This window comes from Halopenitus sp. H-Gu1 (assembly GCF_041821145.1).
In the GTDB taxonomy this organism is placed as follows: domain Archaea; phylum Halobacteriota; class Halobacteria; order Halobacteriales; family Haloferacaceae; genus Halopenitus.
Genome location: NZ_JBGUBC010000006.1, coordinates 151,084 through 174,988 on the forward strand (window position 1 = coordinate 151,084; position 23,905 = coordinate 174,988).

Here is a 23,905-nt window from a genome sequence, read left to right on the forward strand (position 1 = left end):
ACCACTGGCTCAATTATCGATTTCCGCCACACATTCTCGAACAACCGATTCGAGATTGAGGTCTTCCCGGATGGTTTCGATGAGAGCTCGGATCAGTGTATTGTACGCAGCGGGGCGTTCAATCATCGCAACGTGGCCAGTTCGTTCGATACGACAGAAGACACTCTCAGGGATTCGATTCGCTGTCCAACGTGCGACATCCAGTGGAACGATACCGTCCGCAGGACCGTGAATGACGAGCGTGGGCGCGTCAATCCGATTGATGTCCGGACGCCCGTCGTATCCCCAGAAAGCGTCCGTCACGGTCTCCCAGGCTGAATGCCGATGCGGGAGCGGGTTCGACCGGAGGAAATCCTCAACGACGGCCGGTGAGGTGTCTTCGTGGAATCCGACACGGTAAGCTAACTGACGAATCAGAGCATCATCCATAGGGACGCGATAGAGACGGAGAGCGAGGAACAGCCGGAGGAGTGGCTTCTCCCACGCAGGCGTTAAATCGTGATCCCCGCCAGCGTGAAGAATCACACCGGCCGTCGGATGGCGCTTGGCGTACTCGATGGCGATCGCGGTACCGTAACTGTGACCGTGGAGTATCGGTCGGTCAATACCGAGTTCATCGAGCAACTGTACAAGATCCGTAATATGCCCGTCGAGCGATTGGGTTGGACGATCCGACGAGTTACCGTTCCCAGCGAGTGAATACGTCATTAACTCCTGTTCGCCCTCGAACGTAGCCAGCTGCGGATACGGGTTCCACAACGATCCGAGCCCACCGTGAATAAACACAAGCGCCGGGTCAGAACCGGGTATGTGAACCGTCTCCAGTTCGATCGATTTCGCCACGCAAACTGAACTCGGAACGGGTAGGGAGTTACGAGCCTCATCGAACGGAACGTATCCTGACGGGAATGACGATTCTGTCATCGTATTCGGAAGGGAAACGCATCGCGCGCTGATTGCAAAGCGAGCCGAGACAACAGTCGTACCGGCCCACGTTTCGGGAGATCTCGCATGGTCTCGCTCGTACTTGGCGGCTCGCTCCCACCAACGTCGAACTCCCAGCCAGTCTCCGCTTCAAACCGCTCTACGGCCTGTTCCGCACGCTGCTGAACCGCGTCCACGTCCATCGTCTCGGGGCTTCGGTTCCGCATCACGATCTCACCATCAACGAGAACTGTCTCGACGTCAGCCGGGGCAGCGTTATTGACGAGGTGGGCAGGGATGTTTGTGAGCGGTGTGAACTTCGGCTTGTCCACATCGACGAGAATTAGGTCAGCTCGCTTTCCGGGTTCGAGGCTTCCGATCTCGTCACCGACGCCGAGTGCACGTGCTCCCTCGATGGTGAGCATCCGAACAAGTTCCATCGACGAGTACTGGCCGGCCGTGCGCTTCACATTGGCCGCGAGTCGCGCTTGGCGAGCCTCGCCAAACATACTGTACGAATCGTGCCAGTAATGGTCGTCAATCCCGAGCCCGACATCAACCCCAGCGTTACGTAACTCCGGCACTGGCGTCCACTGCATCTCCGCATCCGGGTTCCAATAACAGAAGACCGATGGACAATGTGCAACGGACGCATTAGCAGCAGCCGTCCGCTGAATGTCCTGCTCGTCGGCGACACGGAAGTGAGCAGCAATCAAACGCTCATTGAGGAGGCCGACCTCGTCGAGAAGTGCAAGCGAATCTTCGCTGCCGTTCGCTCGCGCCATCGTATTGCTCTCGTCCAGTTCGAGCAAGTGCGTATGGACGAGGAGATCGGGATATTCGTCGGTGAGCGCCGCGGTCTGTTCCCACAGGTCCCGTGTGCAGGACCAGTCGTCGTGCGGGCAGATTGTCGCCTGAATCCGCCCGTTGTAAGTATCGTGGTGGTCGTCGATGAACGCTCGGGCCTGTGCGAACTGCTCGTCAACCGGCACGTCAAAGAACAGATCCGTGATCGCCGGCCCGAAGAACCCACGGAGACCCGCTTCCCCGAACGTTTCTGCGCCCACACTCGGTCGGAGATCCATCGAGTTAACCGTCGTAACGCCGCCAAGAAGGAAGTTCAGTGCAGCAAGTTCATACCCTGCGTCGACGAGATACTCGAACTCGCCCTCGCTTATGCGGCCGAACAGGGCAGTCATACTGCCCATCAACTCAAGGAGACCAAGATCGCTAAACGCACCGATAAGCGGCGTTAGTTCGAGATGAGTGTGCGCGTTCACAAGTCCCGGCATCACTACGGTACCGGAACCGTCGATGACAGTTTCTGCACTGAGGTCTACATCTTCCGTTCGTGTCGGGCGAACGGCGGTTAGTTCGCCGTCGTCAACGACGATGGTACCATTCTCGATGATTTGATTTCGGTCATCAACAGTGACCACCGTCGCATCGTGAATCAGCACGTCATACATCCGGGGACACTATCCTCGACTTTCGACACCAAGGAAATGAGTTTTTGGTGCCCCTCGGCCCTCGTCACCCTCGAAGTGATAGAGACCGTTCGTCTTCAGAACGACAGCGGTTGGTATGTCGGGGACCGATCACCGGGATTCTCGATAGTAGCAACCTGTTCGCCGTCGAAAACGACTGTCACCGACTCGAAGTCGCCGGGAAGCGTTGCGGCCAGATCAACCGTCGATCCGTAGACACCATCTGAGCACTCAGGTGTGCCGGACTTCTCGGCCTGGCCCGTCGTCAAGACGAACAGATAGCGACCCTCGCCCGCGTGTTCCAGTCGTGCATCAAGTTCACGGGATTGGTCGTGTTCGATACTCGCTCGCACGAGGAATGTCCGGTCTGAAGATTCGCCTGGGTCAACAGGGGCCGTAAACGCCCAGTCGTCGGACTGCTCGATACAACCAGTTCCGGACGAGATAGAGTACGGAGGCCGGTCGGGATCGACACTGCCGGAATCAACAGGAAGGACTGCACTCACACCAACGCCGCCCACTACGAGGCCGATGAGAAACGCGAGACCAACGATACCGATTGTACGGTTGGAGGGCACAGAGTGAGAAATGCCGAGTAATCTAAAGAGCGTTGCGTGTCAGGGTGTCTCTTAGGAGCACCCGGAGACCAGGTTCTTCTTGCACTTCCTCGCCGTTGGGGCTCTCAGGGACCCACGCAGATGCCCACTCCGCACACTTGCTGCTAGCCGGTTCGTTGAAGGATGGTGTGAAAACAATTCTTGGGGATGATTGGCTCTGTTGAAATAGTCGTTGAGTCCGTGCTAAATACAGGACAAGCATCTCACAAGATCGTAGCGAAAAAAGGTGGTCACAGGAATCGTTCGATCCAGAGTGGATCCCGAACAAAACACGCACCACGCATCCAGCCACCGAGTGACTCGAAGAACCCGGTAGGTAGCTGTTCACTCGTCGTCGTTGGATTCGTCGGTAGCCGCCAATTTGACCGGGAAGATCTGCGTGTCGGGTGCTTCAAGGGGACTGTCCGAGCCGGTGAGCCAGGCAGTCAGGTAGACGACACAGGCCGCGATGACAGCAATGGGGAGTTGGACAGTGAAAACGCCGTAGATGAGCGTAATGATGATTGTCGCACGAGCGAGTGTCTGCCGGTTCGCGTCTCCGTAATACAGGAAGGCCGCAACGACGAAGAACGAGAACGCGACGCCCGTGCCGAGGAGGAGTTGCTGGACGACAAGCACCGAGTACGCGAGTGAAGCGATACCGAGCAGGACGAACATTGCGGCCATGGGGACGCGTTTCGAAGAGGGCATACGACTGATCTGCTTCCACCATACACTTAAAGAACCTATATTCTCAACTATCAAACGCTGAGGGATTCAACAAAGCCAGATGGTTCTCAGAAATGTCCATTGATCGATATCCAGTTGCTACTGGGCGTAACTATTCGTCCCAGTCTCCCCGCCCCTCGTCAGCATCGTCATCACGGTGCGGAACCGGTTCGAGCCGCGTGACCTGGCCAGCTTCCACAAGCTGTTCAAGACCGGCTTCTGTCGGGAATCCCCACGGAGCAGCGTCAATAGACTTCCCGGGCGCGACTGCACGGAAACACGTTCCACGTAAATCGCGTGCAATCAGACGGTACTGACACCCGCCGAGACTAAACCGGCCAAGATCGAACCCACCACCGGTCCGTCCGATCCGTGCCGCGCCGGGACGATACCCAAGAATCTCTTGCGGTCGAAATTCGGCCATCCGTTCGACGGGGAATTCGTAGTTCTTGTATGTGATCGGGTCACCGAGCTCTAACACCCCGTTCCGCGGATCGTACACGCCAAAGGTGAACGGTTCCTTCAGTTCAGGTATCAGTTGTCGTCGTGCTTTCTCCAGCTGCTGTTGGTGGTCGATGTGGAACACCCAGTAAATCACGAACCCCAGTCGTAGCGCCGCTCGGGTCTTGACCCTGTATGGCTGGTCGGATCGAGCGACGAACTCAAACCATCGATTCAGGGGGCCGCCAATAATGAAGCAATCCGGCACCCAATCCGCGACCGTCCGCTCAAACCGGTAGTCACCGTCAAACCACGGCTGCTCTCGCTTCTCTCGCCGGTCATCTAATTCGGGCTTCGGCCACAGATGTTCGGCAGACTCCTGCCCGGCCGCCTGGTATCGATCATCACAATTCCAGATCTCATCCGGATTCATCTGCAGGTCACCTCTCGACCGGTTCGATGTGCTGTCTGTCGCGTCATGTGTCGTGAATCGTTGGTGTGAGTGACTTCAATTGGTAATCCGATTTACTGCAGTACCGCTCCGTCAACGCCCCGAGCTCCGCCGTTCGCAGGATGTCCGCGACGTTGTGGACGACGAGGTCATCGAGCTCGCCATTCTCGAATGCCGTGACTGCCGTCTCGCTATCCGAGAACGGATCCACCGCATTGAGGCCACCACCGACGAGCGTCCCGTACGCCGCTGACAGGCTTGCCTGCGATTCCCCGTTCACCACGAGATTAAACCGCCGCGTCACCACCGGTAGTAGATCGGCGTACGGCAGATCGCGGAACGGCCACTCCACATTCGTCGACGCCAAGCGCGTCCGCAAGAACGGCAAGTCGAACCCGTCCTTCCAGCGCTCGCCGTTATACGCCACCAACAACACGTCATCCCCATGCAAACGTTTCGCCACGAACTCACCGACCGCGCGTAGCAGCGCCGTCTCCGAGTCGTGCCGCGAGAGATTCACGTGCGTCTCGACGCGATCCTGCACGGTCGCCTGTAGTTCATCCGCCTCCGGCTGTCCCGGTGCCTGCACGAACACGCGGCAGCCAAGCGGCAGCGCGAACCCGACGACAGTCACCTCATCAGTGACCTCCAATCCCGTCGTCTCAATGTCCATCGGCACGAACTCCAACTGCGCCATCAGACTCTACGCCTCCTCGCAGGTATCATGCGCAATGGGCCTGCTCCCCTCGGACGTACCCGCACGTCCGGCCTCACGTTCCGGGACGCGGTCCTCACCGGTCGGCCGCAGGCGGAATTCCCCGAACCCGAATCGGGAATGCGTCCCGACGCGCAACACGCCATTCATCGCCGTCTGCACCGGATTCGGACCGGCGAACCCTACGACCTGTCCGTGATCGATCGTCGTCAACTCGTAAATCTCGTCATTCTTGACGAGCCGCTCCTCGCGTCGACGCAGCCCACCCGGCCGAGGCGTCCACCACCACGGCACCGACTGGTCGTCCGCACCGGGATACGAACTCGATAAGACGTACGGCGAGACGAGTTCCAGCTGGAACGTCTCTGCGTCGGTGTCTTCCAGCCGTGAGTAATCCAGTGCTTCGAGGTCAACGGTCTGCGTGTCTTTGAGGCGTGTCTCTCCGAGCCCGTAGTTCCGCGCACCGCCGAGACGAAGCCCGTCCAGTACCTCATCGGGAAGCGGCACCACGTCAGGCCGTGCATCAGTCGTCCCTGCCTCCCCAGCCGCGTGCAGGTAGTACTGGAGGTACCACGTCACCGTGCGCTTGGTGTTCCGTGCCGACGGCGGCCGCCCGAACGAGCACGTCGACGCGAATGCGACCCGCCCGCCGTGCAGTGCCAGGTCGTGTATGTTGTGCGCGTCACGCGGCCGCGAGTCGGACAGCCAGCGTTGGGCCGGATCGCGGAACAGGAACAAGTCCTCGTACGCATCGACCGGTCGCAATCCGGTACCAAGGTATGGCACCCCGCCAGACTGGGAGTGTGCGTCCGGGTACGACCCGTACTCGCCTGGCAGAAACACGCCGTGACCCACCTGGAGTGACTGCCGCGTCTCCGCATCCACGCGTCGTGCCAGTGCCGAGTACAAGGCGTGGCTCGACACGTAGTACGGGTTTCCGAGGTAGTCAGTCTCCAGTTCGAACAGCACCTGCTGGATCTGCGTCATCGCAATCCCCCTCCATTTCTCTTGGAGGAATTGACACGGACTCTCACAGGCCGTCACCTCCTGCATCGGTCACCGGGCCGTAATCCGCGAACGGCATCGCCCGAGCCCACGGCACGAATTCTTCGATGTACTGGAGCGCGACCGACCACGACCGAATCCGGCGCAGCTGCGCATCCAGCACACGCCACACCCGCGCCGCATCCGTATCGACCGGCTGTTCTGGGAGCCGCGACCACACGTCCGCGAACGATCGTGCCGGCCTCGGACCGAGACGCGCTGCCGGTCGCTCGCCCGGTTCTCCAGTAATACGGAGAGCAAACTCCGCCGTCGATAGGATCGTTCGGTGCGGGTGGACACTCGATTCGGCCTCAGCCTGTGCTGGGCTCTGGTCGGTCACCGTCACGCCTGTCGGCGGATCAACAACGAGATACAACTCGTCGAACGCGTACCCGACACGGTAATTATCCAGCAACGCCGCCGCCAGTAGCGTGTGGAATTTCAGACTGGTGTACGGGTAGTACACCGCCTCGTTGAACAGCGACACCACTGACGACGACAGCCACGCCTCGTGCATCGCCACCGGCTCCTCGATTTGCATCAACTCGACCATTGCCGGATGCACCGGCCCTTCGACGTGACCAACCGACACCTTCGTCTCGCCGGTCAGTAGCGAGATGCGCAGCGGCGAGGCGTGATTCGCTACCGTCTGCTCGGGCTCACCATCTGGTCGGCTCAACAGTGCCGAATCCCGATCCGCACCGAACGGCACCGACTCGTTCACCCGCACGCCCGCGAACGTCTCCGCCGCATTCGTGTGTGACCGCCAGCGTGCCTTGTGCAGATCGTGTCTGTAAACTGCCAGCATCGGATCTACCGATAGTCCGTCAGTATCAGCGCACTCGCCCGACATCGCTATCTCTCCATGCGTCCCGGTCTCGCCTTCGTCGGGTAGGGCAGCCGTCGACGTCGTCGCGTCCACATCGGCCAGGCGCTCGATGAGCGGTCGAGCCTCCTCGGTCGGCGGCTGCAACGGCTCGTCCACCGGGGACTCTGCGTCATCGACCGATGACTCGTCGTCAGTCACGCCTCACCACCCCTCATCACGTCGAGCGGCTCACCGAGTCCCTCACCGTCCGTGAGACGCGCCTGCAGCGAGCGCACGAACTCATCACGGCACTCCTGGGCCCACACTTCATCCTTCTCCTGCATCGCCGTCGTCGGCTGCTGCGCGCGATTGAACACCCGGCGAATCTCGGCCTTCGTGTACAGCGGGTTCAAGACCCAGGCATCCGCGATCCCGCCACCGAAATTCCGCGCGCCACCGAGCTGAAACGCGAATTCGTGACTGTGAGTGTTGAGAAACGCGACCGCTTCAAGCAGCAGGCCCACGAACTCCGGTTTCACCTCGCGGAGCGTGAGCAGCCATGTTCCCTCCAGATTCCCGACGACGTCGCGCTCGGCGTACCGGAGTGGGAGACCGCTATCCGCATCGTTCCGTGAGCGAACCTGCGTGCTCAGTTGGCGGTAGTGCGCCTCCGCCTCACCTTTCGTCACGTCCACCTGTCTGCGGATGGGCGAGAACCGAATCGGACGGCGCAACAGTTTGCCCGGCTGGTCGCCGAAGCCGCCGAACAGGTCGTAGAGCACGCAGCCCGCATCGTCGTCACCTGAGACACACGACCCCTTCTCGTGGTAGCCCTGCTCCAGGTCCCGGTCGTACACCTCGTCACGCCGGTAGTCCGCGCTCGGTTCACCAGGGTGGCACGCCGACACGCCCGCGATCTGCAGCACGCGTTCGCAGCCGTGTCGCAGCCACCCCGAGAGTGTGAACGGCGAGATCTGCCCCTCAATCTGATTCTGCGGGTCATCCGCCTCGTAGCGATCACTGGAAGCGTGGTGACGATCCGTGACGACTCCGTCACCAGGGGCGAGCAGCCCGACCTCAAGGCCCACGTAGAAGTCGGGCAGCGTCATCTCCTCGACTGAGCGTGGCAGGTCGAGTTCGACGTCGATCGCCGACGTGTCGAACCCCGTCATCACGCATCCTCCTCCATCAAGTCGGCCGCGAGATCGTCGAGTGTGCGTTGTCCGGGATCGGATGCGGGCTCGGGCTCGGCGTCATCATCTGGCGTGCGCTCTGTTTGCGGATCCTGCGTGATCGCGGGGTTCGGTTCGGTCGGCGTTGGTTCGGGTAGCTTCGCGGGTGTCGGATCGCCCGTACGGGCGAGGCGCGACTCGCGGACGTGCGGTGGCAGCCAGCGGACGTCGAACACGTCCGTCGTTGATTCTGGGCTTATTGCTCGCACGCGCGGTGCGAGAAGGACCGGCCAGTACGATTGCGTGGCCTGGTCCGAGACGCAACCGACGCGACCATCCACAAGGAGTTCGCGCACGCCGAGGGTGAAGTCCTCGGTCGCTTGTGGCCGGTCATCGTCGCACTTCGACTGGCCGACCCGCCAGTGAGACGCGCCGGCCAGCCGGAAGGCACACACTGCAATGGGGCTGCCTTCCGGAATCCGCTCGCCGCACACTTGACAAGTTCCGGCCCCTGCCCCGAGCGCAATCGATTCCAGTTGATTTATATCTTCAATAAGTTCGTTAGCGGCACTTTCATACTGTGTGGCTTCTGAATTTTGCAATGGGCTTACCTCCTGGTTATCAGGAAGCCCAGCCTGCGTGCCCTAACACGCGGGCATTCTGTCATACAATGCCCATTGGGCTGAGCTCCTGTACCAATGCATTAGTCTGCATTGGTAAAAACCTTCTCCATTGCATCCAACTGCAATGGAGGCGAGGTATAAAGGGTCTTCTGCAGGTAGATGCAATGGATGAGTTAATGCCGAAGGACCGCGATGAAGAAACCGGAAAATATACTGAAAGATATCCGGCTAAGGACTTTCTATCGGCTATCGACTCACTCAATGGAGCAGCCGGTACTCAAGAAATTGCTGATGATGTCGGGTGTGCCTATCGAACAGCGTATGCTAAGCTCACTGAGCTAGAGGAAGGGGGAAAAATAACGTCTCGAAAAGTAGGAAACGCAAAATTGTGGCAATTGAAGTCGTCTGAAGAATCTTAACTCTCCTGTGACAAGCCAGTATACTGATTGGTCGAAGGTTCAATCCGATCTGGTTTGACCGGTCACCGACGAGGGATGGAATAATGACCTATCGCCGGCGGTTTGGTCTTTGGAAAGCATGGCTGTTAGGAGGTGATGCTGCTTAGATGGAGCGCCGGAAATGTGGATGCACCTACCAGTCTCCCTGCGGAGCGAGCTGTGTCTGGGTATTTGACTGTCTTTGCAGTAAATGCACTCCAGAGACCTTGACATTCACCTGCCGGGAAGATGCCCAGAGTTTCGATTTCAAGATCCGGGATGACAGAAGGTATGAGGTAGCCGGATATTTACGATATTGTTGACGAGGTCTCCTGCTCAGAATGCGGGTCCGACGACATCCTCAAAAAGCGAGACATATGCCAGAAAAAGAAATGCAGTAAGCCGGTACCGGATGGCCGAGTGAAGTGGTCCACGAAGAAACCAGTCTCTGGAACTACGACGCCACCATCAAGGACGTCTACACTGACGAGTGGCTGAATGTCGTCGAGAAGAACCTGGACGAGAAGCTGGACTGGACCGAAGGCGACGAAGTCTACGTACTTGTCGGGAAGAAGTACCTGGATGTATAGGACCACCACGACAGATCCCTGAAAGGCCTGCTCAATGAAAGCCAGCCGGACGTGAAGTACCCGTTCAGCCAGACTTCGGATATCGGGAAACAGCAACAGTACCTGGACGAAGTAGTCGAAGAAGACGAACCCTTGATGCCCTACGAACTGTGGGACGAAGGACAGGCCTCACTCAGCAGCTTCTGAACTACCGACCTAACTCAAGAACTCGTCTAAATCCTCATCCGTCGAGAGGTCCTGGATTACTTCCTGACACTTTCTCTGGAAGGCCTGGCTCGTCCGGACATAGTATGACCGGCTCCCTTCGATTTGTCTCATGTCTTCATCGATGTTCTTCTCCTCAAACAGCTCCAAGATATCTTCTACTTTGCTGGTCAGGTCGCTTCTTTCAGAGAGGCTGATCGTGTCCCAGTACTCGTGTATATCCTCAGCTATCTCTCGGGCCTCAAACTCGCCATCAATTCCTTCGCCCTGGGACGCGGTGTGCATCAGGTGCTGAGCGACCTTTTCAGCGATTACGGCACGGGAGTCGTTTGCAGAGAACGGGTAGTACTGTGTCGGGTACCGACCTGGGATATCTCCGCTCTCTAATTCTCTATTGAGGTCGTCGTCTTCGAACTCGTTTCGCTTGAAGTATCCGCCGTTCGTCAGGATCAGACCTGCATCAGTGATGTCTAAGTAGTCAAAACTCTCCTCGGTTTTCTCCGTGCCAACGTACAGGCTCTCATTCGAGAGTTGATTGACGTCGTGTATATGGTTCACTTCGCTACGCAGGTTTTCTGGCGTTATTGCAGCGTACTTGTCCAGTCTTTCTTGGCTGAGGTGTCCTCGTTTACACTCTGTAACGAGGGTGTGGAGAGCGCTGTTAGAGCTGAGGAGAAGATCTGGGTTTACGTCGTTCTCCTCTGAATTCAGGAAGTCCGGTTCAATCCTATCGAGCCTGTATCCGGCGTTGTGGAGCGGTGAAGGCCACTCTGGGACATCCTTAGCAAACGCGATACAGGCGTTCATCAGTTTGGTGTGGTCAGATAATTGCGCCACCGTTCTCCTCCTCCAGATTAGCTTCTGAATCGAAGTAATGCTGGACGTTGGTGTAAAGCCTGAGCACGACGTTTCCACAGCTATCCTCTGGGAGGTAGATGCGAACCCAGTCAGGGCATACCTCCAGGTTCAGTTTATCTCCGGTGTGAAGATCGACTGATGATATCCTGTAGTAATCTTCTTCCAGCTGGTTCCGTACACCCCATAGCCGGAAAGGCTTCTTCGACGAGAACAGTTCGTCCATGAAATCTTCCAGTTCCTCGATTTCCCTGTCAAAGGCGATGAGAAGTGGTGTTCCTTCGACGTGGCCTCCACGTTCGCTAGTACTGTATTTGATGCTGTACTCGTCCTCGATTTTGTGGAGAAGTTCGCTATAGGTGTTCTTCAGGTCGTATACCTGTTTGAAGTGTCCATCAACAGAATCTCCTCGTGCAGTGAATTTGGAGTAGTAAGTGATGTCGTCAATGACTGCTTCATCACCGACTTCTCTCTTTATACCGACCGTAGACAAGGGAGTGGAGCGGCGGAGGTCTTCATTTTCTTTCAGAGTCTGAAGTACCGTTCCCGCGTTGTCACCCCAGAGCTGCATCGAGAGCCCGCCGACGTCCGGTGTTTCACCTTTTTCTCCCTTGCTAAACTCGTCTTCGAACTTGAGGGAGAAGCGACGGAAGATGTTCTCCGGCCTGCTTCCAATCTGTTCAAGGAACTCGTTTGGAAGCCAGGGACGATCCATCTGGGTGAACCTTGGGAAAATCAGGTCTTCAACCACATCGTCGGTAGCCTCGCGGCCTCCAACAGTGTGGACCACCCAGAATCGGTCGTCAAGTTCGTCGAGGTAGAGGTCGGTTGGTCCGTCAGAAGAGTAGCCTCGCGCTCGGAGATGGAGAAATCCTTCGTCGTCGGTGGGTAGGATTTTGATGTTGAGATCCTCCTTCTCGATGAAGTCGTCTGAGAGGGTATCACGATCTGACTCGATGAGATATGACTTGAGATAGGTCTGGCCCTCTTCGAGTCTCTGTTCCTCCTTGACATCCTCGTAGGAGTCGGAGGTCCAGACTTGGAGGCTTTCTTTTAGATCTCGCCGTGAGTTGACGGCCTTCAACGCTTTCCACCTTGAGTTGCGTCACTGATTCCACAGCCCTCTGTCTTATACTTTGATAGGAGAGGCGTGGGTGCTGTTGCTTGCTGTACCCGCTCAACATTGAGTGCTAATACCTAACACACCTTATAGGCTCGCCTACCGCAGTGAATGTGGAACTAAAAGTGAGCACAGTGATAGGATCTACATATCCATTCTTTGGACAACCATCAAGTAGGCCTCGGTTAGAACATAAGAGCATGACAATCTCCGAACTCCTGACTCCTCGTGAGGAAGTTCAGGAAGGCAGATTTCAGGGAGTTCTCCAAGCTCACAAGGTAGGTGGCTCAGAGGACCGGCTGGAAAACGACCCTTCCCGCCTGCTCTCCATGACATATCCCTCGAACGCCCTCGAAACCGCGTTCGACCACGTCGACAACAAACTAAGGGGCAGAGATAGTCAAGGAGGGATCACGCTCACAGGGCCATACGGAGCCGGTAAGTCGCACGGCCTGCTGACCCTGTACCACCTCTTTAACAGTCCGGAGATGGGTCAGGAATGGCTCGATGACTGGGAGCTCGGTCTCGATCTCCCTGACTCTGCGGATGCAACCATCCTCTCTACCAGCGAGACAGACGCAGACTACATCTGGGAGCCTGTCTTCGAAGACCTGGGCCGGGAAGACATCTCTGAAGACGTCAAGCGCTACGTCACGACCGATCACATCGAGGATCTCTGCGCTGACAAACCCGTCGCCATCTTCTTCGACGAAATCGAGACGTGGTGGGAATCCTTCAGCGACTCAGAAGATGAGGAACTGGTGGAACGCAACGAGTTCTTCATCCAGAACCTGCTGGAAGTGGCAAACGACCCTGACGAGGACTTGTTTGTCTTCATCACTCTCCTAGACAAGAGCGACGACTTCAAACGAATCCTCAACAGGACCAACCCCTACGCCGTCGACCTGAACGCCACTGGCGACCGAGAACGGATCATCCTCCACCGCCTCTTCGAGACCCGGCGCAAGGAACTGAACGAAAACAAGGTCCGGGATATCGTCCAGGACTACGTCGAGAACTACAACTACCCGATCGACATCGAGGAAGAGAAACGGTACGAGAACCGTATGGTGGAGACTTACCCGTTCCATCCTGAGCTCCTAGATCTGCTCGACAACCTGTACGAGGGCGGGAAGGAACGGCAGAACGTCCGGGGTGCGATGAATGTCCTCGCTGACACGGTGAGGAGACTGTACCAAGAGACAGATCTCATCATCACCAGTGACATCCAAGCAGCTGCGTTCCGAGGAATCAACCAGACACTGTTCAACCGGTACGTCTCCGACCTCGACTCAGTTGAGAAAATCGACTACGGGGAGGAACTGCTGAAGACCATCCTCCTTTACACTCTGGACGAGCGCTCTCAGATGGCCTCCGTCACCCAGTGCCTGCTGGGTACGTACAAACCAGGGAAAAACTCGGTGTCGAAGCTGGATATGTCCCTCCAGAACCTGTACGGCACCGCTCACTACCTGGACCGGGACGGCCAGAAAGACAATTACTACATCACCGAGGATCCGAAGCTCACCGCTCTCGTAACCCGGGAACAGGAACGGGTGTTAGAGGGCGAAAGAGATGCTTTCGAAGAGAAGCTGGCAGAAGTGGTACGGGACGATGTTTGGAGCGGAGACGTAGTTGTCTACCCAGAGGACGATGTCTCGGACTCACGGGAAATATCGGTCGTGGTGATGCTGGATTACCTGTCGAACGGAGCCTTGGAGAAGAAGCTGAATGGTTTCTTTGAGGGCCGCACCTACCAAAACACGGTTCTTTTCGTCACGCCCAGCCAGAAGATACGGCAGGACGACGACCTGATCAGTAAGGCAGCCCGCGTGCTGGGAGCGGAGAACCTGAGAGGGAAAGTCGACGACGAACAAGGTGAACTGGAGAAAATCATCCGGGACGAACGCCGAGAGCTCCGGAACGAGCTTGAGGACAACTACGGTAGCTGGGTCAAGTGGACTGACTCGGGAGGCGGTCTCCGGATGAGGAAGAAGTCCGTCAGCCCCGACGTGGAAGACGTGAAGAGCAAGGTTGGCCGTGATAAGACCTACATTGGGGAGAAGATAGTCGAGGAGGTGCGAGATGCGGAGAACGGGGTTAACGTGGCCTCAATGCTTAACGACTTCAGGCAGTTCCGCAGGATGCCGGTGATTCTGGAGGACAGTGCGTTTCACTCCGCTCTCGGCCAGCTGTACCGAGATGCGAAGATCGTCTTGGAAAGCGATCGGGCGAAGTTCTACGCGACTCAGAAGGGAGATCCACTGCCAGATCTCAACGATGACCTGACTATACACCATCCGGACAACCTGGATGAGTCGGTTTACACTGAGACGGAGCCAGAGCCCGAACCCGACCCAGGAACTACAGGTTCAGAAGGGATTACGACGGGAAGCAGTATCGGTGCCGGAGATGGAACCACGCCGACTGTCGGACAGACTGAGACCGAAACACGTAGCGGAGGCGAAACAGTCAGCACCAAGACGGAGACGAAGACGGTTCAGTTAGAGGGTAACAGCGCCCGTGTTCTCCGAAGTGTAGCTGAGTCTCGGGTCAACGGAGACACGGACAACGCCACACATATCGACCTCTCTTACGATTTAGACGATCTGTCGAAGGAGGAGCTGATCGAGTTCCTGGAACAGCTGCCAAGTGCGACCCATATCAATGCTCAGGTGGTGATCGAAAGTGAAGTTCAAGACTGAAGCCCTCACCGGGTTGGTTGACGCCGAGGATCCCGTTGACTCGGTCTGGGAGGCAGTCTGGAACATCTGGGCTCCTCCAGGAGATGATATCGAATCGCACTATAGCCGGGAGCCGCAAATGGTGGAGTACGAACGCCTGCTTCTCGACGTCTACAGCGAGTTCTACACTGAGATCTTGACGGACAGATGTGTGAACCAGGCCTCCATGACCGTTCCCGAGGATGGTGCCTTGGTTATGATGGACTCGATGAGTGTCCGAGAGGCCTCCCTCTTCGTACAGCTTTTGGAGGGGGAAGCGAGTGAGCTGGTGGTCGGTTATTCGTATTCGACTGTTCCTTCAGAGACGATGCCTTTCCGGAACCGGGTCGGGTACTCCGACCTGAAGAAAGAGTACAAAAATGCGAGCGTGCAGAGCCAAGAACCATCCCTGGACGGTGACGAACGGATCATCTGGTGCCGGTACCCTGACGCACTCCTCGAGAATATTCAGGAAGGGAGGACCAAATTGTCCTCGATCGAGGAAATGTATGAAAAGTCCGAGACAGCCCTTCGCAACATCATCGACCAGCTGGATACGGACTCCCTGGTGATCACCTCGGACCACGGGTACGCACGATTGGACTCCGGCCATGCCTTCCAGATTTCAGACCGTCAGAAAAATCGGTTGCAAGCAACTTTCAGCGGAAGGTTCGAAAGCGTCGGAGAGGTCAATGCCGACGACCTTGTAGAAGAAGGCCTTGTCGTGGAGGCAGATGGATTCTACATGCCTCTCGGAAGGTACACCTGGCCTGCAGGAGGGAAGTACTCCAACTTCCAGCATGGAGGTCTCAGCGTCTCCGAATGTGTTACACCACGAATCACTGTCAGCCTCTAACAACTCATGAGTAAGGATAATAGTCGTCGACCTATCGAGATCTCATTCCCGATCGAGGAAGTCAACGAAATCGCATCGAAGGAAGGCCACGCCAAGCGGTACTACCGGCCAGTGTATACGATGCACAAGTACTGGGCCAGGCGGTTGGGCTCGGTCTTCCGCACCATGCTCCTGTATTCCCTTGCAGAGGATGAGATCCATATCAAGGAGAACGGTCAGGAGAGCTTCGAGGAACTGCCCGACATCGATTGGGATAACCCTGAGGCCTTGTGGGACTACTACTTGGAAGACGTCGACTTTGACGGGAAAACAGTTCTCGACCCGTTCATGGGCGGCGGAACCACCATCGTCGAGGCCCTGCGGATGGGCTGCAACGTCATCGGCAGTGACCTGAACCCTGTCGCCTGGTTCACGGTGAAGAAGGAGATTGAACCCGTGGACATCGATGACCTGCAAGCGGCCTATGACGAGATCTATGAATCAGTAGGTAAGGAAATCCTCGAATACTACCAGACTCCTTGTCCGGACTGCGATGACATGGCGGACGCGATGTACTATTTCTGGGTGAAGGAGATCGAGTGCCTGAACTGCGGCCACGATGTCCCCCTATTCAAGGGCTACTACTTTGCTAACTCCCGCTCCTCCAAAGATAGCTACAAGAACGTTCTCTGCCCGGACTGCTGGACCGTCCAGCAAACGGACGACCACAGCACCGAGACGAAATGCGTGAACGACGACTGCGGTAACAAGTTCATGCCCAAGGAAGGAATTGCTTCAGGCCAGAACTATACCTGCCCTGATTGCGGTGTCCGAAGCAAGATCATCGACGCCACGAAACGGTTCGGGAAACCGGACTCCAAAATGTATGCGGTCGAGTATTACTGCAGCTCCTGTGACGATAAAGGATACAAAGACCCCACTGATCACGACTTAGAGCTCTACGAGAGCGCTAGCAAGGAGTTGGAGGAAGAATGGGACGAGCTTCCGATCCCTGAGCAGGACAGGTATCAGGGTAGCAGTGACCGTGCTTGGAACCACGGCTATCACAAGTACCACCAGATGTTTAACAACCGGCAGCTGTTGCTGCTGAGCCGGCTTCTTGACGAGATAGACGATATCGAGGATCAGAACGTGAAGGAGTTCCTGCTCACCACGTTCTCCGCCATGCTGGAGTCGAACAACATGTTCTGCATGTACAACCGCGTGGCGAACAAGCTTGAACCCATATACAACTACAATACGATTATCGCCCGTCACACACCCGTTGAAGGCAATATCTGGGGCAGCGACTACGGCCGTGGAACCTTCAAGGGAATGTTCGATAAGACGAAGGCCGCGAAGGAGTGGTGTCAGAGCCCGGTCGAGAAGTACATCGACGAGGACGGCAACTCGCAAGACAAACAGATGCAGACACCTGTCGAGGGTGTCCTTGTAGACGATGCCTCTGACCTGGGAGAAGAAGGGAACGCTTTGCTCCGCTGTGGTACCTCTGAATACCTGCCTATAGAGGACGAATCAGTAGACGCGATCATCACGGATCCTCCGTACTACGACAACGAGATGTACGCTGAGCTCTCGGACTTCTACTACGTCTGGCTTCACGAGGTTCTCAGCGACACCTACGACCACTTCCAAGGGGAACGCACTCCGAAGAAGAGCGAGGCTGTTGTCGACCCTGCAAAAGACGTCGAGGACAAGAGAACTGAGGAGCACTACATCGAGACACTGACCAACGTCTTCAAAGAATCCCACCAGAAGCTGGCCGACGACGGTATCATGGCCTTCACCTTCCACCACAAAGAGACCGAGGCCTGGGGTTCAACCCTTCAATCCGTCCTGGATGCAGACTTCTACATCAGCGCTCTCTACCCTGTGAACAGCGAGACTCGTGGAGGAACCAGGCACGGCAGAGCAACCGTCGACTACGACACCATCATCGTCTGCAGGAAACGCCAAGAAGACCCTGAGGAAGTCTCATGGAAGTCACTCGAGGACGATATCTACTTCCGAGCAGAGGATGAGATCGACCGACTGGAGCAAGCAGGTCGCCGCTTGACCGGCGGAGATATCTTCGTGGTTGCGATGGGTAAGTGCCTGGAGATCTTCTCGAAACACTACCCGAATGTCACCCGTGACGGAGAACAGATGGACGTCGTCGAGGCCGTTGACGCCATCAAGGAGATCGTCGACGAGCAACTTCTCGAAGAACGGTTCCAGATCCTCAGCGAGGAAATGGATCCTCTCAGCGCAGTCTACCTGACTCATATCCTGGGCCGGGGAGAAGAGCTCTCTTTCAACGCCTTGAACAAGGACCTTCGGCAGAGAGGGGTCGACGTGGCCGAACTGGTTCACGAAGATCTGGTGGAACAGCAAGGAGACGACCTTGTCATCTTGAGTCCACCTGAACGGGCCGACCGCCTGGAAAACAAGAACGATCCACTGTCTATCGACAAGGCCCACTACCTGTACTACCTCTTTGAGACCGACCAGTTAGCGAAGAAGTTCGGGAAATGGACTGATGAAGGAGCGATCAACGCACTTCGCAGGCTTTCGGAAATTGAGGGAGACAATGACTACGATGATATAGCTGAGTACGTGAAGGAGCAATCGGATACCCAGCTGGAGATCGAGGATTTCAGCTGAAGAATCAACGGCCTGCCAAAGCCCCTGGATTTCCGATTACTTTTATACCATTTGCCAGATTACGGGCTGCTAGAATCTGATGAACTTCGATATCGGCTATCACGTCGTCGGTGAAGAGGCCTTAGACGACGGTGATGAATTTGATGAGCGTATGAGTGTAGTCGAGTTTCTTCGCCGTGTCGACGATATGGACGATCTTCCTTATGATATCGCAGTAATTGGTCTCGACAGCTATCTTCGAGGAGCGGAGGATCCAGAGGAGATCAGCGAGTTTGTTCACGATATCCTTTCTGAGCGCGTGAACTTTCTGCTGGCGAATAATCCCAGGGTGCAGTTCGTGGTCGACAACGTGGAGTACTGGGATGAACCTGTGCTGCCTGACGGCGATGAGAGAATCGAACTGAATACGATCTTCCGGGGAAGCCTTGAGCAGATGGGACCAGGATGGTATTCCAGCAACCTGAACGTCACCTCTTAGACCGCTTCACACCGGGTTTAGGCGCTTTCTCCCCCTCATCTCCTCTGCAAATATAAGGTTTCCAGAAAGAAGGGAGGGACTGCTATGAAGGAAGTATTATAGTCAATCGTGGTCTACGCTCCGGTCGTGACAAAGTCTGTATTTCCGTTCCCAGGGGGCAAATCATATCTAGCCCCTTGGATCATAGAACATTTTCCTGAGCACAAGTGCTACGTTGAGGTTTTCGGCGGTAGCGGAGCAGTCTTAGTCAATAAGCCTGAGAGCCACACCGAAGTCTACAACGACCTGGACGGGGATCTGGTTCAATTTTTCGAGGTGCTACGTGAGAGAGAAGAGGAACTGGTCGAATGGCTCGACCTGACTCCATACGCAAGAGAACAGCACCAGGAATGGAAGGAAGCCTTCTACTCCGGAGAAAGGCCTGACGACCCGATAGAGCGAGCAGGACGGTTCTTCTACCTCCGCTACTCCCAATACGCGGCAAAGTACCGTACTGCGTCCGGATTTGCAGCAGCGCACCAGAGAAACAAGGCCCGAAAACTGAGGAACGCCACGGAGAAACTCCACGAGTTCGCTGACCGGTTCAAGAACGTTCAAATCGAGAATCTCGACTACGCCGAAGTGATTGACCGGTACGACGACGAAGACACATTCTTCTACTGCGACCCACCCTACCTCGACGAAGGAGACGCCCTCTACCGACATGACGGCGACTTCGACCACAAACGGTTCGTGGACACCCTCCTTGAGACCGAAGGCAAGTGGGCCGTATCCTATCAGCGAGTCCCGGAAGGCCTGCAAGACCACATCATCGTCGAGAAAGGCCGGTCACAGTTCATGAACAAACAGCACGACGACGAGACACGTTCAACAGAGGTCACGGAACGTCTAATCCTGAACTACGATCTCGATGAAGCTGGGAAATTCGAAGTCGACGACACACAGCAGACGACGCTGGAAGGCCTCAACGACGAGTAAACCAGGAACAGCGGCTTCTTCTACTCGACGGATAAGTCAGCTCTGTTAAGAACTTCCTCAAGGCCTCGTTCCAATTCTGAGGCCTGCAAGATCTTGATCTCGGAATCGGACTGTTCTCCCAACGGAGTGGTCTCCCTCTCCAAGTCCTGGACAACGAGAAGCCCGTTCCACCCGCTTCCAAAGTAATTGTCTCCCGGATCTTCCCCGAAGACGAAATTATCGTCAACACGGAGGAAGGCAAGATACTCGAGCGCCTCCTTGATTCCAGTCCTGATAGTACCCGTGTTGGTACTATTCTTGACCTCGGTTATGAGGTATTCATAGGTGTCTGTGGACTCATCTCGAATCTCGAGGACGATGACGTCCGGACGGTTGGTGTAGTTTTCAAACTCTTCGCCGAAGTAGTCACATGAGACCTCGTAAGCAATCTCCTGCACCTTCTCGCTCCGGGACAAAGGCCGTTCCGTGATGTCCTCCTCTGTGACGAAAGAAATATCTCGATCTGTAGCTGCCTGGTCATAGTACAGCACTAGCTCTGGGTCACCTCCGAACTTTGCGACTTCTTTCCTCCCTGCTCGAATCGGCTTGAACTGTGCCTGTTGGTCACGGACAGATTCTAAGACCGAGACGAAACGGAACAACACATACAGCTCGAATAAGGTCTCATCATCGTCAGGCGTGATGGACGTGTTGTTCAGAAGGTCCCTGATTTCTCCAGAGTCCCCGTCAAACAACCTCTCACGGGTACGCAGCAGCTTTGCTGCTTCTTGGTAGATGGGCTGTCGAGAGCTCTCCGCTGCTATCATCATCCTCTCAGTGGGTTCGTAAAACTCCGGGGAGCGAATCCTTCGGACATGGACGTTCCGTTCTACGATCCGTTTCAGCTCATCTATCAGCTCGTCTTCTCCCCTCCACGTATCCTGCGCCCAGCCGTACTTCTGCTTGATATACTGCTCAGCCTGTTCAATGGTCTCGTATACGACTGAGATCACCTGTTTCAATACTATGTTCTCAGGTGTATCGTAGTCTTCAGACCGGTTGTCGCATACGAAGAGCGATGAGTCTGAAGGGTTCTGAGAATAGCGTTTCTTCATGGTTGCACCCCAGTTGATATGGCCGTCCACTGTGCCCCGTCTTGTCCGGGAGACTGTTTTTGTCTCGGTGCTGATACTCCGCAGGCGCTTGGGAAGTTTTCTGACGAAATCGACGACGGCTTCCTTCAAGATAAAGTGGAGATCGAGAAGCAGTCTGTAGTCCTCAAATCGCTCGTCAAGGTCATCAGGCTTGATCTCACGGGCAATCTGCTGCTCCTCGAATGACCCAGCCATCACATAGGATACGATATCCTGGCTGAGCTGGTCGATGATCGCTTCTCTATTCATCGTCCTCGAACGAAACCTGGAGGATCTCCTTGGCAGACTCCTTGAGCCTCTCCTCGTCGACGTCAGGTGAGGCCATGATGCTGTTAACAATCCTCCGCCGTTCAGGAACCCCTTCCAGTTGAGGGAAGATGTAGCTGATAACCGCGTTCGTGAGACGTTGCTCGAGATCCGGACCAGACTCCGGGTACTGAGTTATCGTACCGAGGATATCCTGAACGATCGCCGGACCCACAGCACGAGCATCAACAGGGTTGTTGGTGTTCCTCCAGACCCGAGCAACAGCTATCACCTCATCATCTCCAGGTTCCAGCTCTATCTCGTCCCACGAAGACAAGTACTCCGACATGATATCTTGGAGCCTGTCCTCTTCGTCCGATTCATCTTCATCAGGGAGATCTGGGACATCAATCGGGATAAAGGAGAATCGCCGCATAAAGGCGTAACTCATCTCGTACAGCGATGTTTTGTCGTAGGTGTTCATCGTAGCGAAGATGACCCACGATTCAGGAACCGCATATTGATGCGGCTCCGGTAATTGATCCAGACCACTAGCTGAACCGATTTGAATTTCCTTGTTCTCCTTTGTATAGGGAAGTTGGACGGACTGACCGGAAAGCACGGTGAACAGCTGGCCGAACGCTTTGTCGATATCTGCCCGGTTCAGTTCGTCGATGACAAGCGGTTCATTCAGTGGTGTCTCAGTCGTTCTATCTTTGTATCTGTTGAGGACGATCCCTGACGAGAAGGATAGATCCCCGTCGGTGTCTTCGTCCTCATCTGGCATGTAGCCTCCAACGGTGTCGAATGTCGACCAATCAGAGGTTGCCGTTGTGATCTGTGATCCGGAATACAGCCACCAGTACCGTTCGTCCAGTGCGTTAACTACCCTTCTTGCGATCTCGGTCTTCCCTGTCCCTGGTGGACCGGTGAGGATGATGTGTTTCCCGGCGTGCAACGCAGCTTCGATTTGGTCAAGAATCTGCTTGTCGCCGTCAGGGAAATGGAGGCCCTCCAGCAGTTCCTCGTCTATGGATCCGGAGAACTCGGAGTAAATGTTCACAGGCGGTGCTTCACGAAGGCTGGAAGCCATTTCGCTGATTAAGGCCTTGGGCCGAATGGTCTCAGTGGAACCGTCGTCGTAGGTGAAGGCAGCCAGCGGTTCTTCATCCGGCATCCGTTCATCGAATACATCGTGGCAGAGACTGTGAGCTGTGGAGACGTCGAGTAAGTCTGCGGTCAGTGCTTCAAGTTCATCGTCAACTACGGAATCGTCCTTGTCTGAGATACCGGTTTCAAGGTCGAAGTCGATGTCCTCGATGCGGCCTGTGTAGAATACACGGTCGAATCTTGCTACATACTCGAAGCTCTCGGCGTCTTCAGAGTCTTCCCACCACCAATCATCGTCCTTTGAGTATTTCTCCCCGAGTATCGCTGCTCCGATTAGGCCTTCAGATTGTTCGGAGAGATCCGTGTTCTCTGGCTCGGTAAGTGAGTAGAACAGTACGACATCACCGGTTGAAAGTTCCTCCCAGTATTCCCTGTTGTCCTCTGTGAAGGGGAGTACGTTGTACCGGGCGGCAGTCCACCAGTGGTCAGGAGGTGCGGAGAACAAGTATACAGAGACAGGGAGCTCGCTTTCCTCGAGATATGTGATGAGAGGATGGTCCGGTTCTTCGTCTTCCTCCAGCAACTTCTCGATCTGGGTCTCTTCATCTCTCCAAACACTCTCGATCTCCTCCAGAATCGGGTCAAGATATCTCCGCTGGTAGCCTTCACTCCCCGGATCACGATCCTCCCAAAGCTCACCTCGAAATTTATCCTGAATCGTGTCCAGGGTGTTACCGAGCTCATCCGCTACAACCTGTTGAGCCATCTCCCGCCGTTCTTCAGTGGGCCGATCTCTCGGAGTTGCTTCGAGAAAGACATCCACAACTCGTTCAATAGTCTGCGCCCGAGAACCGTTTTCCCGCCACCCATCTGGAAGGTATTCATGCAGTAGAGTACGGATTTTAATGAGCCGGTCTCGCATCTGCAGGGCCTCACCGACGCGATTCGGTTGCGCAACTATGACTGTCTCTCCGCCATAGCCTGCGGTCGCTCTCTGCTGTGTTGCCAGTCCCTCAGACATGGCCTCTCCGATGGTCTCTGCCTGGACTTGAAGTGGGGATACTGAGCCGTATTCTTCGTGGAGATCATCATCCCAGAACGCGAAGACCTCGTGATGTTCATGGTACCCTCCGAGCATCGTAAGGTATCCCCCCGTGCGGTCAGGGGCAGCGTGGTCTTCCTCTCCTCCTTCGTGGCCGGGGAGCCGGACGTTTACCTTGAACTCGCCTTCGCGTCCCGACGGAACCAGATTGACAAGGTACACCCTGACTTTCGATGGAAGAGGATCTCTTAGATGGAGTTCCAGTGGTTTGTTTTCGACGTCGCTGTGCCACATGACGGAGTCGCCGAGAGATTCGACCAGTAGCTCCCGTATGTCGGATAGATCGAGGGAGCTACTTTCCATCTCACCATCAGGCATTTCTCCGCACTTCTCTGCCACATGGAATAAGTGTATTCCACGACACTATCCAAATTTCAGGCTACAGGCTCCTAACGAATACCCGTCGACCTCCTGGCTACAGGGCACGGTTTCAAAAAATA

At 55.8% G+C, this 23,905-nt stretch carries 22 protein-coding genes; 8 read left to right on the forward strand and 14 right to left on the reverse strand.

Going from position 1 to position 23,905, the window contains the following annotated elements:
• Nucleotides 1-9: 9 nt before the first annotated feature.
• The 10 genes from ACERIT_RS06765 to ACERIT_RS06810 all read right to left on the reverse strand — a co-directional run bounded on the left by ACERIT_RS06765 (nucleotide 10) and on the right by ACERIT_RS06810 (nucleotide 8,969).
• A complete protein-coding gene (locus tag ACERIT_RS06765) occupies nucleotides 10-924 on the reverse strand; it encodes an alpha/beta fold hydrolase (RefSeq protein WP_373674085.1) in 915 nt (304 codons plus the stop codon).
• Nucleotides 921-2,393: an amidohydrolase family protein gene (locus tag ACERIT_RS06770; RefSeq protein ID WP_373674086.1), complete on the reverse strand. Its 1,473-nt coding sequence runs from the start codon at nucleotides 2,391-2,393 to the stop codon at nucleotides 921-923. Before ACERIT_RS06770 ends, ACERIT_RS06765 begins: the two co-directional genes overlap by 4 nt.
• A gap of 95 nt (nucleotides 2,394-2,488) precedes the next feature.
• A complete protein-coding gene (locus ACERIT_RS06775) occupies nucleotides 2,489-2,989 on the reverse strand; it encodes a hypothetical protein (RefSeq protein WP_373674087.1) in 501 nt (166 codons plus the stop codon).
• Between the two features lie 363 nt (nucleotides 2,990-3,352).
• Nucleotides 3,353-3,718: a hypothetical protein gene (locus ACERIT_RS06780; protein WP_373674088.1), complete on the reverse strand. Its 366-nt coding sequence runs from the start codon at nucleotides 3,716-3,718 to the stop codon at nucleotides 3,353-3,355.
• Between the two features lie 130 nt (nucleotides 3,719-3,848).
• Nucleotides 3,849-4,610 carry a hypothetical protein gene (locus tag ACERIT_RS06785; RefSeq protein WP_373674089.1) on the reverse strand — a complete coding sequence of 254 codons (762 nt, stop codon included), beginning with the start codon at nucleotides 4,608-4,610 and terminating at the stop codon, nucleotides 3,849-3,851.
• Nucleotides 4,611-4,653: 43 nt separating this feature from the next.
• Nucleotides 4,654-5,325: a hypothetical protein gene (locus ACERIT_RS06790; RefSeq protein WP_373674090.1), complete on the reverse strand. Its 672-nt coding sequence runs from the start codon at nucleotides 5,323-5,325 to the stop codon at nucleotides 4,654-4,656.
• A gap of 6 nt (nucleotides 5,326-5,331) precedes the next feature.
• A complete protein-coding gene (locus tag ACERIT_RS06795) occupies nucleotides 5,332-6,330 on the reverse strand; it encodes a hypothetical protein (protein WP_373674091.1) in 999 nt (332 codons plus the stop codon).
• Between the two features lie 43 nt (nucleotides 6,331-6,373).
• Complete coding sequence (locus ACERIT_RS06800) at nucleotides 6,374-7,240, reverse strand: hypothetical protein (RefSeq protein ID WP_373674106.1); 867 nt, start codon at nucleotides 7,238-7,240, stop codon at nucleotides 6,374-6,376.
• A gap of 170 nt (nucleotides 7,241-7,410) precedes the next feature.
• The gene (locus ACERIT_RS06805; protein WP_373674092.1) at nucleotides 7,411-8,367 is read right to left on the reverse strand and encodes a hypothetical protein; all 957 of its coding nucleotides are present in this window, start codon (nucleotides 8,365-8,367) and stop codon (nucleotides 7,411-7,413) included.
• Nucleotides 8,367-8,969: a hypothetical protein gene (locus ACERIT_RS06810; RefSeq protein ID WP_373674093.1), complete on the reverse strand. Its 603-nt coding sequence runs from the start codon at nucleotides 8,967-8,969 to the stop codon at nucleotides 8,367-8,369. Before ACERIT_RS06810 ends, ACERIT_RS06805 begins: the two co-directional genes overlap by 1 nt.
• A gap of 185 nt (nucleotides 8,970-9,154) precedes the next feature.
• Between ACERIT_RS06810 and ACERIT_RS06815 the strand changes: the two genes are divergently transcribed.
• From ACERIT_RS06815 to ACERIT_RS06825, 3 genes are all read left to right on the forward strand, one after another.
• Nucleotides 9,155-9,409 (forward strand): ArsR family transcriptional regulator, encoded by a 255-nt coding sequence (locus ACERIT_RS06815; protein WP_373674094.1) that lies wholly within the window; start codon nucleotides 9,155-9,157, stop codon nucleotides 9,407-9,409.
• Between the two features lie 443 nt (nucleotides 9,410-9,852).
• Nucleotides 9,853-10,017 (forward strand): hypothetical protein, encoded by a 165-nt coding sequence (locus tag ACERIT_RS06820; protein ID WP_373674095.1) that lies wholly within the window; start codon nucleotides 9,853-9,855, stop codon nucleotides 10,015-10,017.
• A gap of 51 nt (nucleotides 10,018-10,068) precedes the next feature.
• Nucleotides 10,069-10,203, forward strand: coding sequence for a hypothetical protein (locus tag ACERIT_RS06825; protein WP_373674096.1), 135 nt, complete (start codon nucleotides 10,069-10,071; stop codon nucleotides 10,201-10,203).
• A 9-nt stretch (nucleotides 10,204-10,212) separates the two neighbouring features.
• Here ACERIT_RS06825 and ACERIT_RS06830 read toward each other — a convergent pair whose 3' ends face one another.
• Both ACERIT_RS06830 and ACERIT_RS06835 read right to left on the reverse strand, forming a co-directional pair.
• On the reverse strand, nucleotides 10,213-11,028 hold the full coding sequence (locus tag ACERIT_RS06830; protein WP_373674097.1) for a hypothetical protein: 816 nt from the start codon (nucleotides 11,026-11,028) through the stop codon (nucleotides 10,213-10,215).
• A 13-nt stretch (nucleotides 11,029-11,041) separates the two neighbouring features.
• Entirely contained in the window at nucleotides 11,042-12,160 is a 1,119-nt protein-coding gene (locus ACERIT_RS06835; protein WP_373674098.1) for a hypothetical protein, read from the reverse strand.
• A 236-nt stretch (nucleotides 12,161-12,396) separates the two neighbouring features.
• Between ACERIT_RS06835 and ACERIT_RS06840 the strand changes: the two genes are divergently transcribed.
• The 5 genes from ACERIT_RS06840 to ACERIT_RS06860 all read left to right on the forward strand — a co-directional run bounded on the left by ACERIT_RS06840 (nucleotide 12,397) and on the right by ACERIT_RS06860 (nucleotide 19,874).
• Nucleotides 12,397-14,901: a DUF499 domain-containing protein gene (locus tag ACERIT_RS06840; protein ID WP_373674099.1), complete on the forward strand. Its 2,505-nt coding sequence runs from the start codon at nucleotides 12,397-12,399 to the stop codon at nucleotides 14,899-14,901.
• A complete protein-coding gene (locus ACERIT_RS06845; RefSeq protein WP_373674100.1) occupies nucleotides 14,885-15,775 on the forward strand; it encodes an alkaline phosphatase in 891 nt (296 codons plus the stop codon). The genes ACERIT_RS06840 and ACERIT_RS06845 overlap by 17 nt, the downstream gene beginning before the upstream one ends.
• 6 nt (nucleotides 15,776-15,781) lie before the next feature.
• On the forward strand, nucleotides 15,782-18,418 hold the full coding sequence (locus tag ACERIT_RS06850) for a DUF1156 domain-containing protein (protein ID WP_373674101.1): 2,637 nt from the start codon (nucleotides 15,782-15,784) through the stop codon (nucleotides 18,416-18,418).
• Between the two features lie 79 nt (nucleotides 18,419-18,497).
• Nucleotides 18,498-18,896 carry a hypothetical protein gene (locus ACERIT_RS06855; RefSeq protein ID WP_373674102.1) on the forward strand — a complete coding sequence of 133 codons (399 nt, stop codon included), beginning with the start codon at nucleotides 18,498-18,500 and terminating at the stop codon, nucleotides 18,894-18,896.
• 126 nt (nucleotides 18,897-19,022) lie between these two features.
• The gene (locus tag ACERIT_RS06860) at nucleotides 19,023-19,874 is read left to right on the forward strand and encodes a DNA adenine methylase (protein ID WP_373674107.1); all 852 of its coding nucleotides are present in this window, start codon (nucleotides 19,023-19,025) and stop codon (nucleotides 19,872-19,874) included.
• Between the two features lie 20 nt (nucleotides 19,875-19,894).
• On the opposite strand, the gene ACERIT_RS06865 is transcribed toward ACERIT_RS06860, so the two are convergent.
• Both ACERIT_RS06865 and ACERIT_RS06870 read right to left on the reverse strand, forming a co-directional pair.
• Nucleotides 19,895-21,256: a hypothetical protein gene (locus ACERIT_RS06865; RefSeq protein ID WP_373674103.1), complete on the reverse strand. Its 1,362-nt coding sequence runs from the start codon at nucleotides 21,254-21,256 to the stop codon at nucleotides 19,895-19,897.
• On the reverse strand, nucleotides 21,249-23,783 hold the full coding sequence (locus ACERIT_RS06870) for an AAA family ATPase (RefSeq protein WP_373674104.1): 2,535 nt from the start codon (nucleotides 23,781-23,783) through the stop codon (nucleotides 21,249-21,251). Before ACERIT_RS06870 ends, ACERIT_RS06865 begins: the two co-directional genes overlap by 8 nt.
• Nucleotides 23,784-23,905: the final 122 nt, after the last annotated feature.

Coding starts and splice junctions, on each gene's coding strand:
- ACERIT_RS06815 (WP_373674094.1), top strand. CDS start 9,155: ATGGATGAGTTAATGCCGAAGGACCGCGATGAAGAAACCGGAAAATAT.
- ACERIT_RS06855 (WP_373674102.1), top strand. CDS start 18,498: ATGAACTTCGATATCGGCTATCACGTCGTCGGTGAAGAGGCCTTAGAC.
- ACERIT_RS06870 (WP_373674104.1), bottom strand. CDS start 23,783: ATGCCTGATGGTGAGATGGAAAGTAGCTCCCTCGATCTATCCGACATA.
- ACERIT_RS06795 (WP_373674091.1), bottom strand. CDS start 6,330: ATGACGCAGATCCAGCAGGTGCTGTTCGAACTGGAGACTGACTACCTC.
- ACERIT_RS06790 (WP_373674090.1), bottom strand. CDS start 5,325: ATGGCGCAGTTGGAGTTCGTGCCGATGGACATTGAGACGACGGGATTG.
- ACERIT_RS06840 (WP_373674099.1), top strand. CDS start 12,397: ATGACAATCTCCGAACTCCTGACTCCTCGTGAGGAAGTTCAGGAAGGC.
- ACERIT_RS06765 (WP_373674085.1), bottom strand. CDS start 924: ATGACAGAATCGTCATTCCCGTCAGGATACGTTCCGTTCGATGAGGCT.
- ACERIT_RS06805 (WP_373674092.1), bottom strand. CDS start 8,367: ATGACGGGGTTCGACACGTCGGCGATCGACGTCGAACTCGACCTGCCA.
- ACERIT_RS06865 (WP_373674103.1), bottom strand. CDS start 21,256: ATGAATAGAGAAGCGATCATCGACCAGCTCAGCCAGGATATCGTATCC.
- ACERIT_RS06850 (WP_373674101.1), top strand. CDS start 15,782: ATGAGTAAGGATAATAGTCGTCGACCTATCGAGATCTCATTCCCGATC.
- ACERIT_RS06800 (WP_373674106.1), bottom strand. CDS start 7,240: ATGTCGGGCGAGTGCGCTGATACTGACGGACTATCGGTAGATCCGATG.
- ACERIT_RS06830 (WP_373674097.1), bottom strand. CDS start 11,028: ATGAACGCCTGTATCGCGTTTGCTAAGGATGTCCCAGAGTGGCCTTCA.
- ACERIT_RS06785 (WP_373674089.1), bottom strand. CDS start 4,610: ATGAATCCGGATGAGATCTGGAATTGTGATGATCGATACCAGGCGGCC.
- ACERIT_RS06770 (WP_373674086.1), bottom strand. CDS start 2,393: ATGTATGACGTGCTGATTCACGATGCGACGGTGGTCACTGTTGATGAC.
- ACERIT_RS06780 (WP_373674088.1), bottom strand. CDS start 3,718: ATGCCCTCTTCGAAACGCGTCCCCATGGCCGCAATGTTCGTCCTGCTC.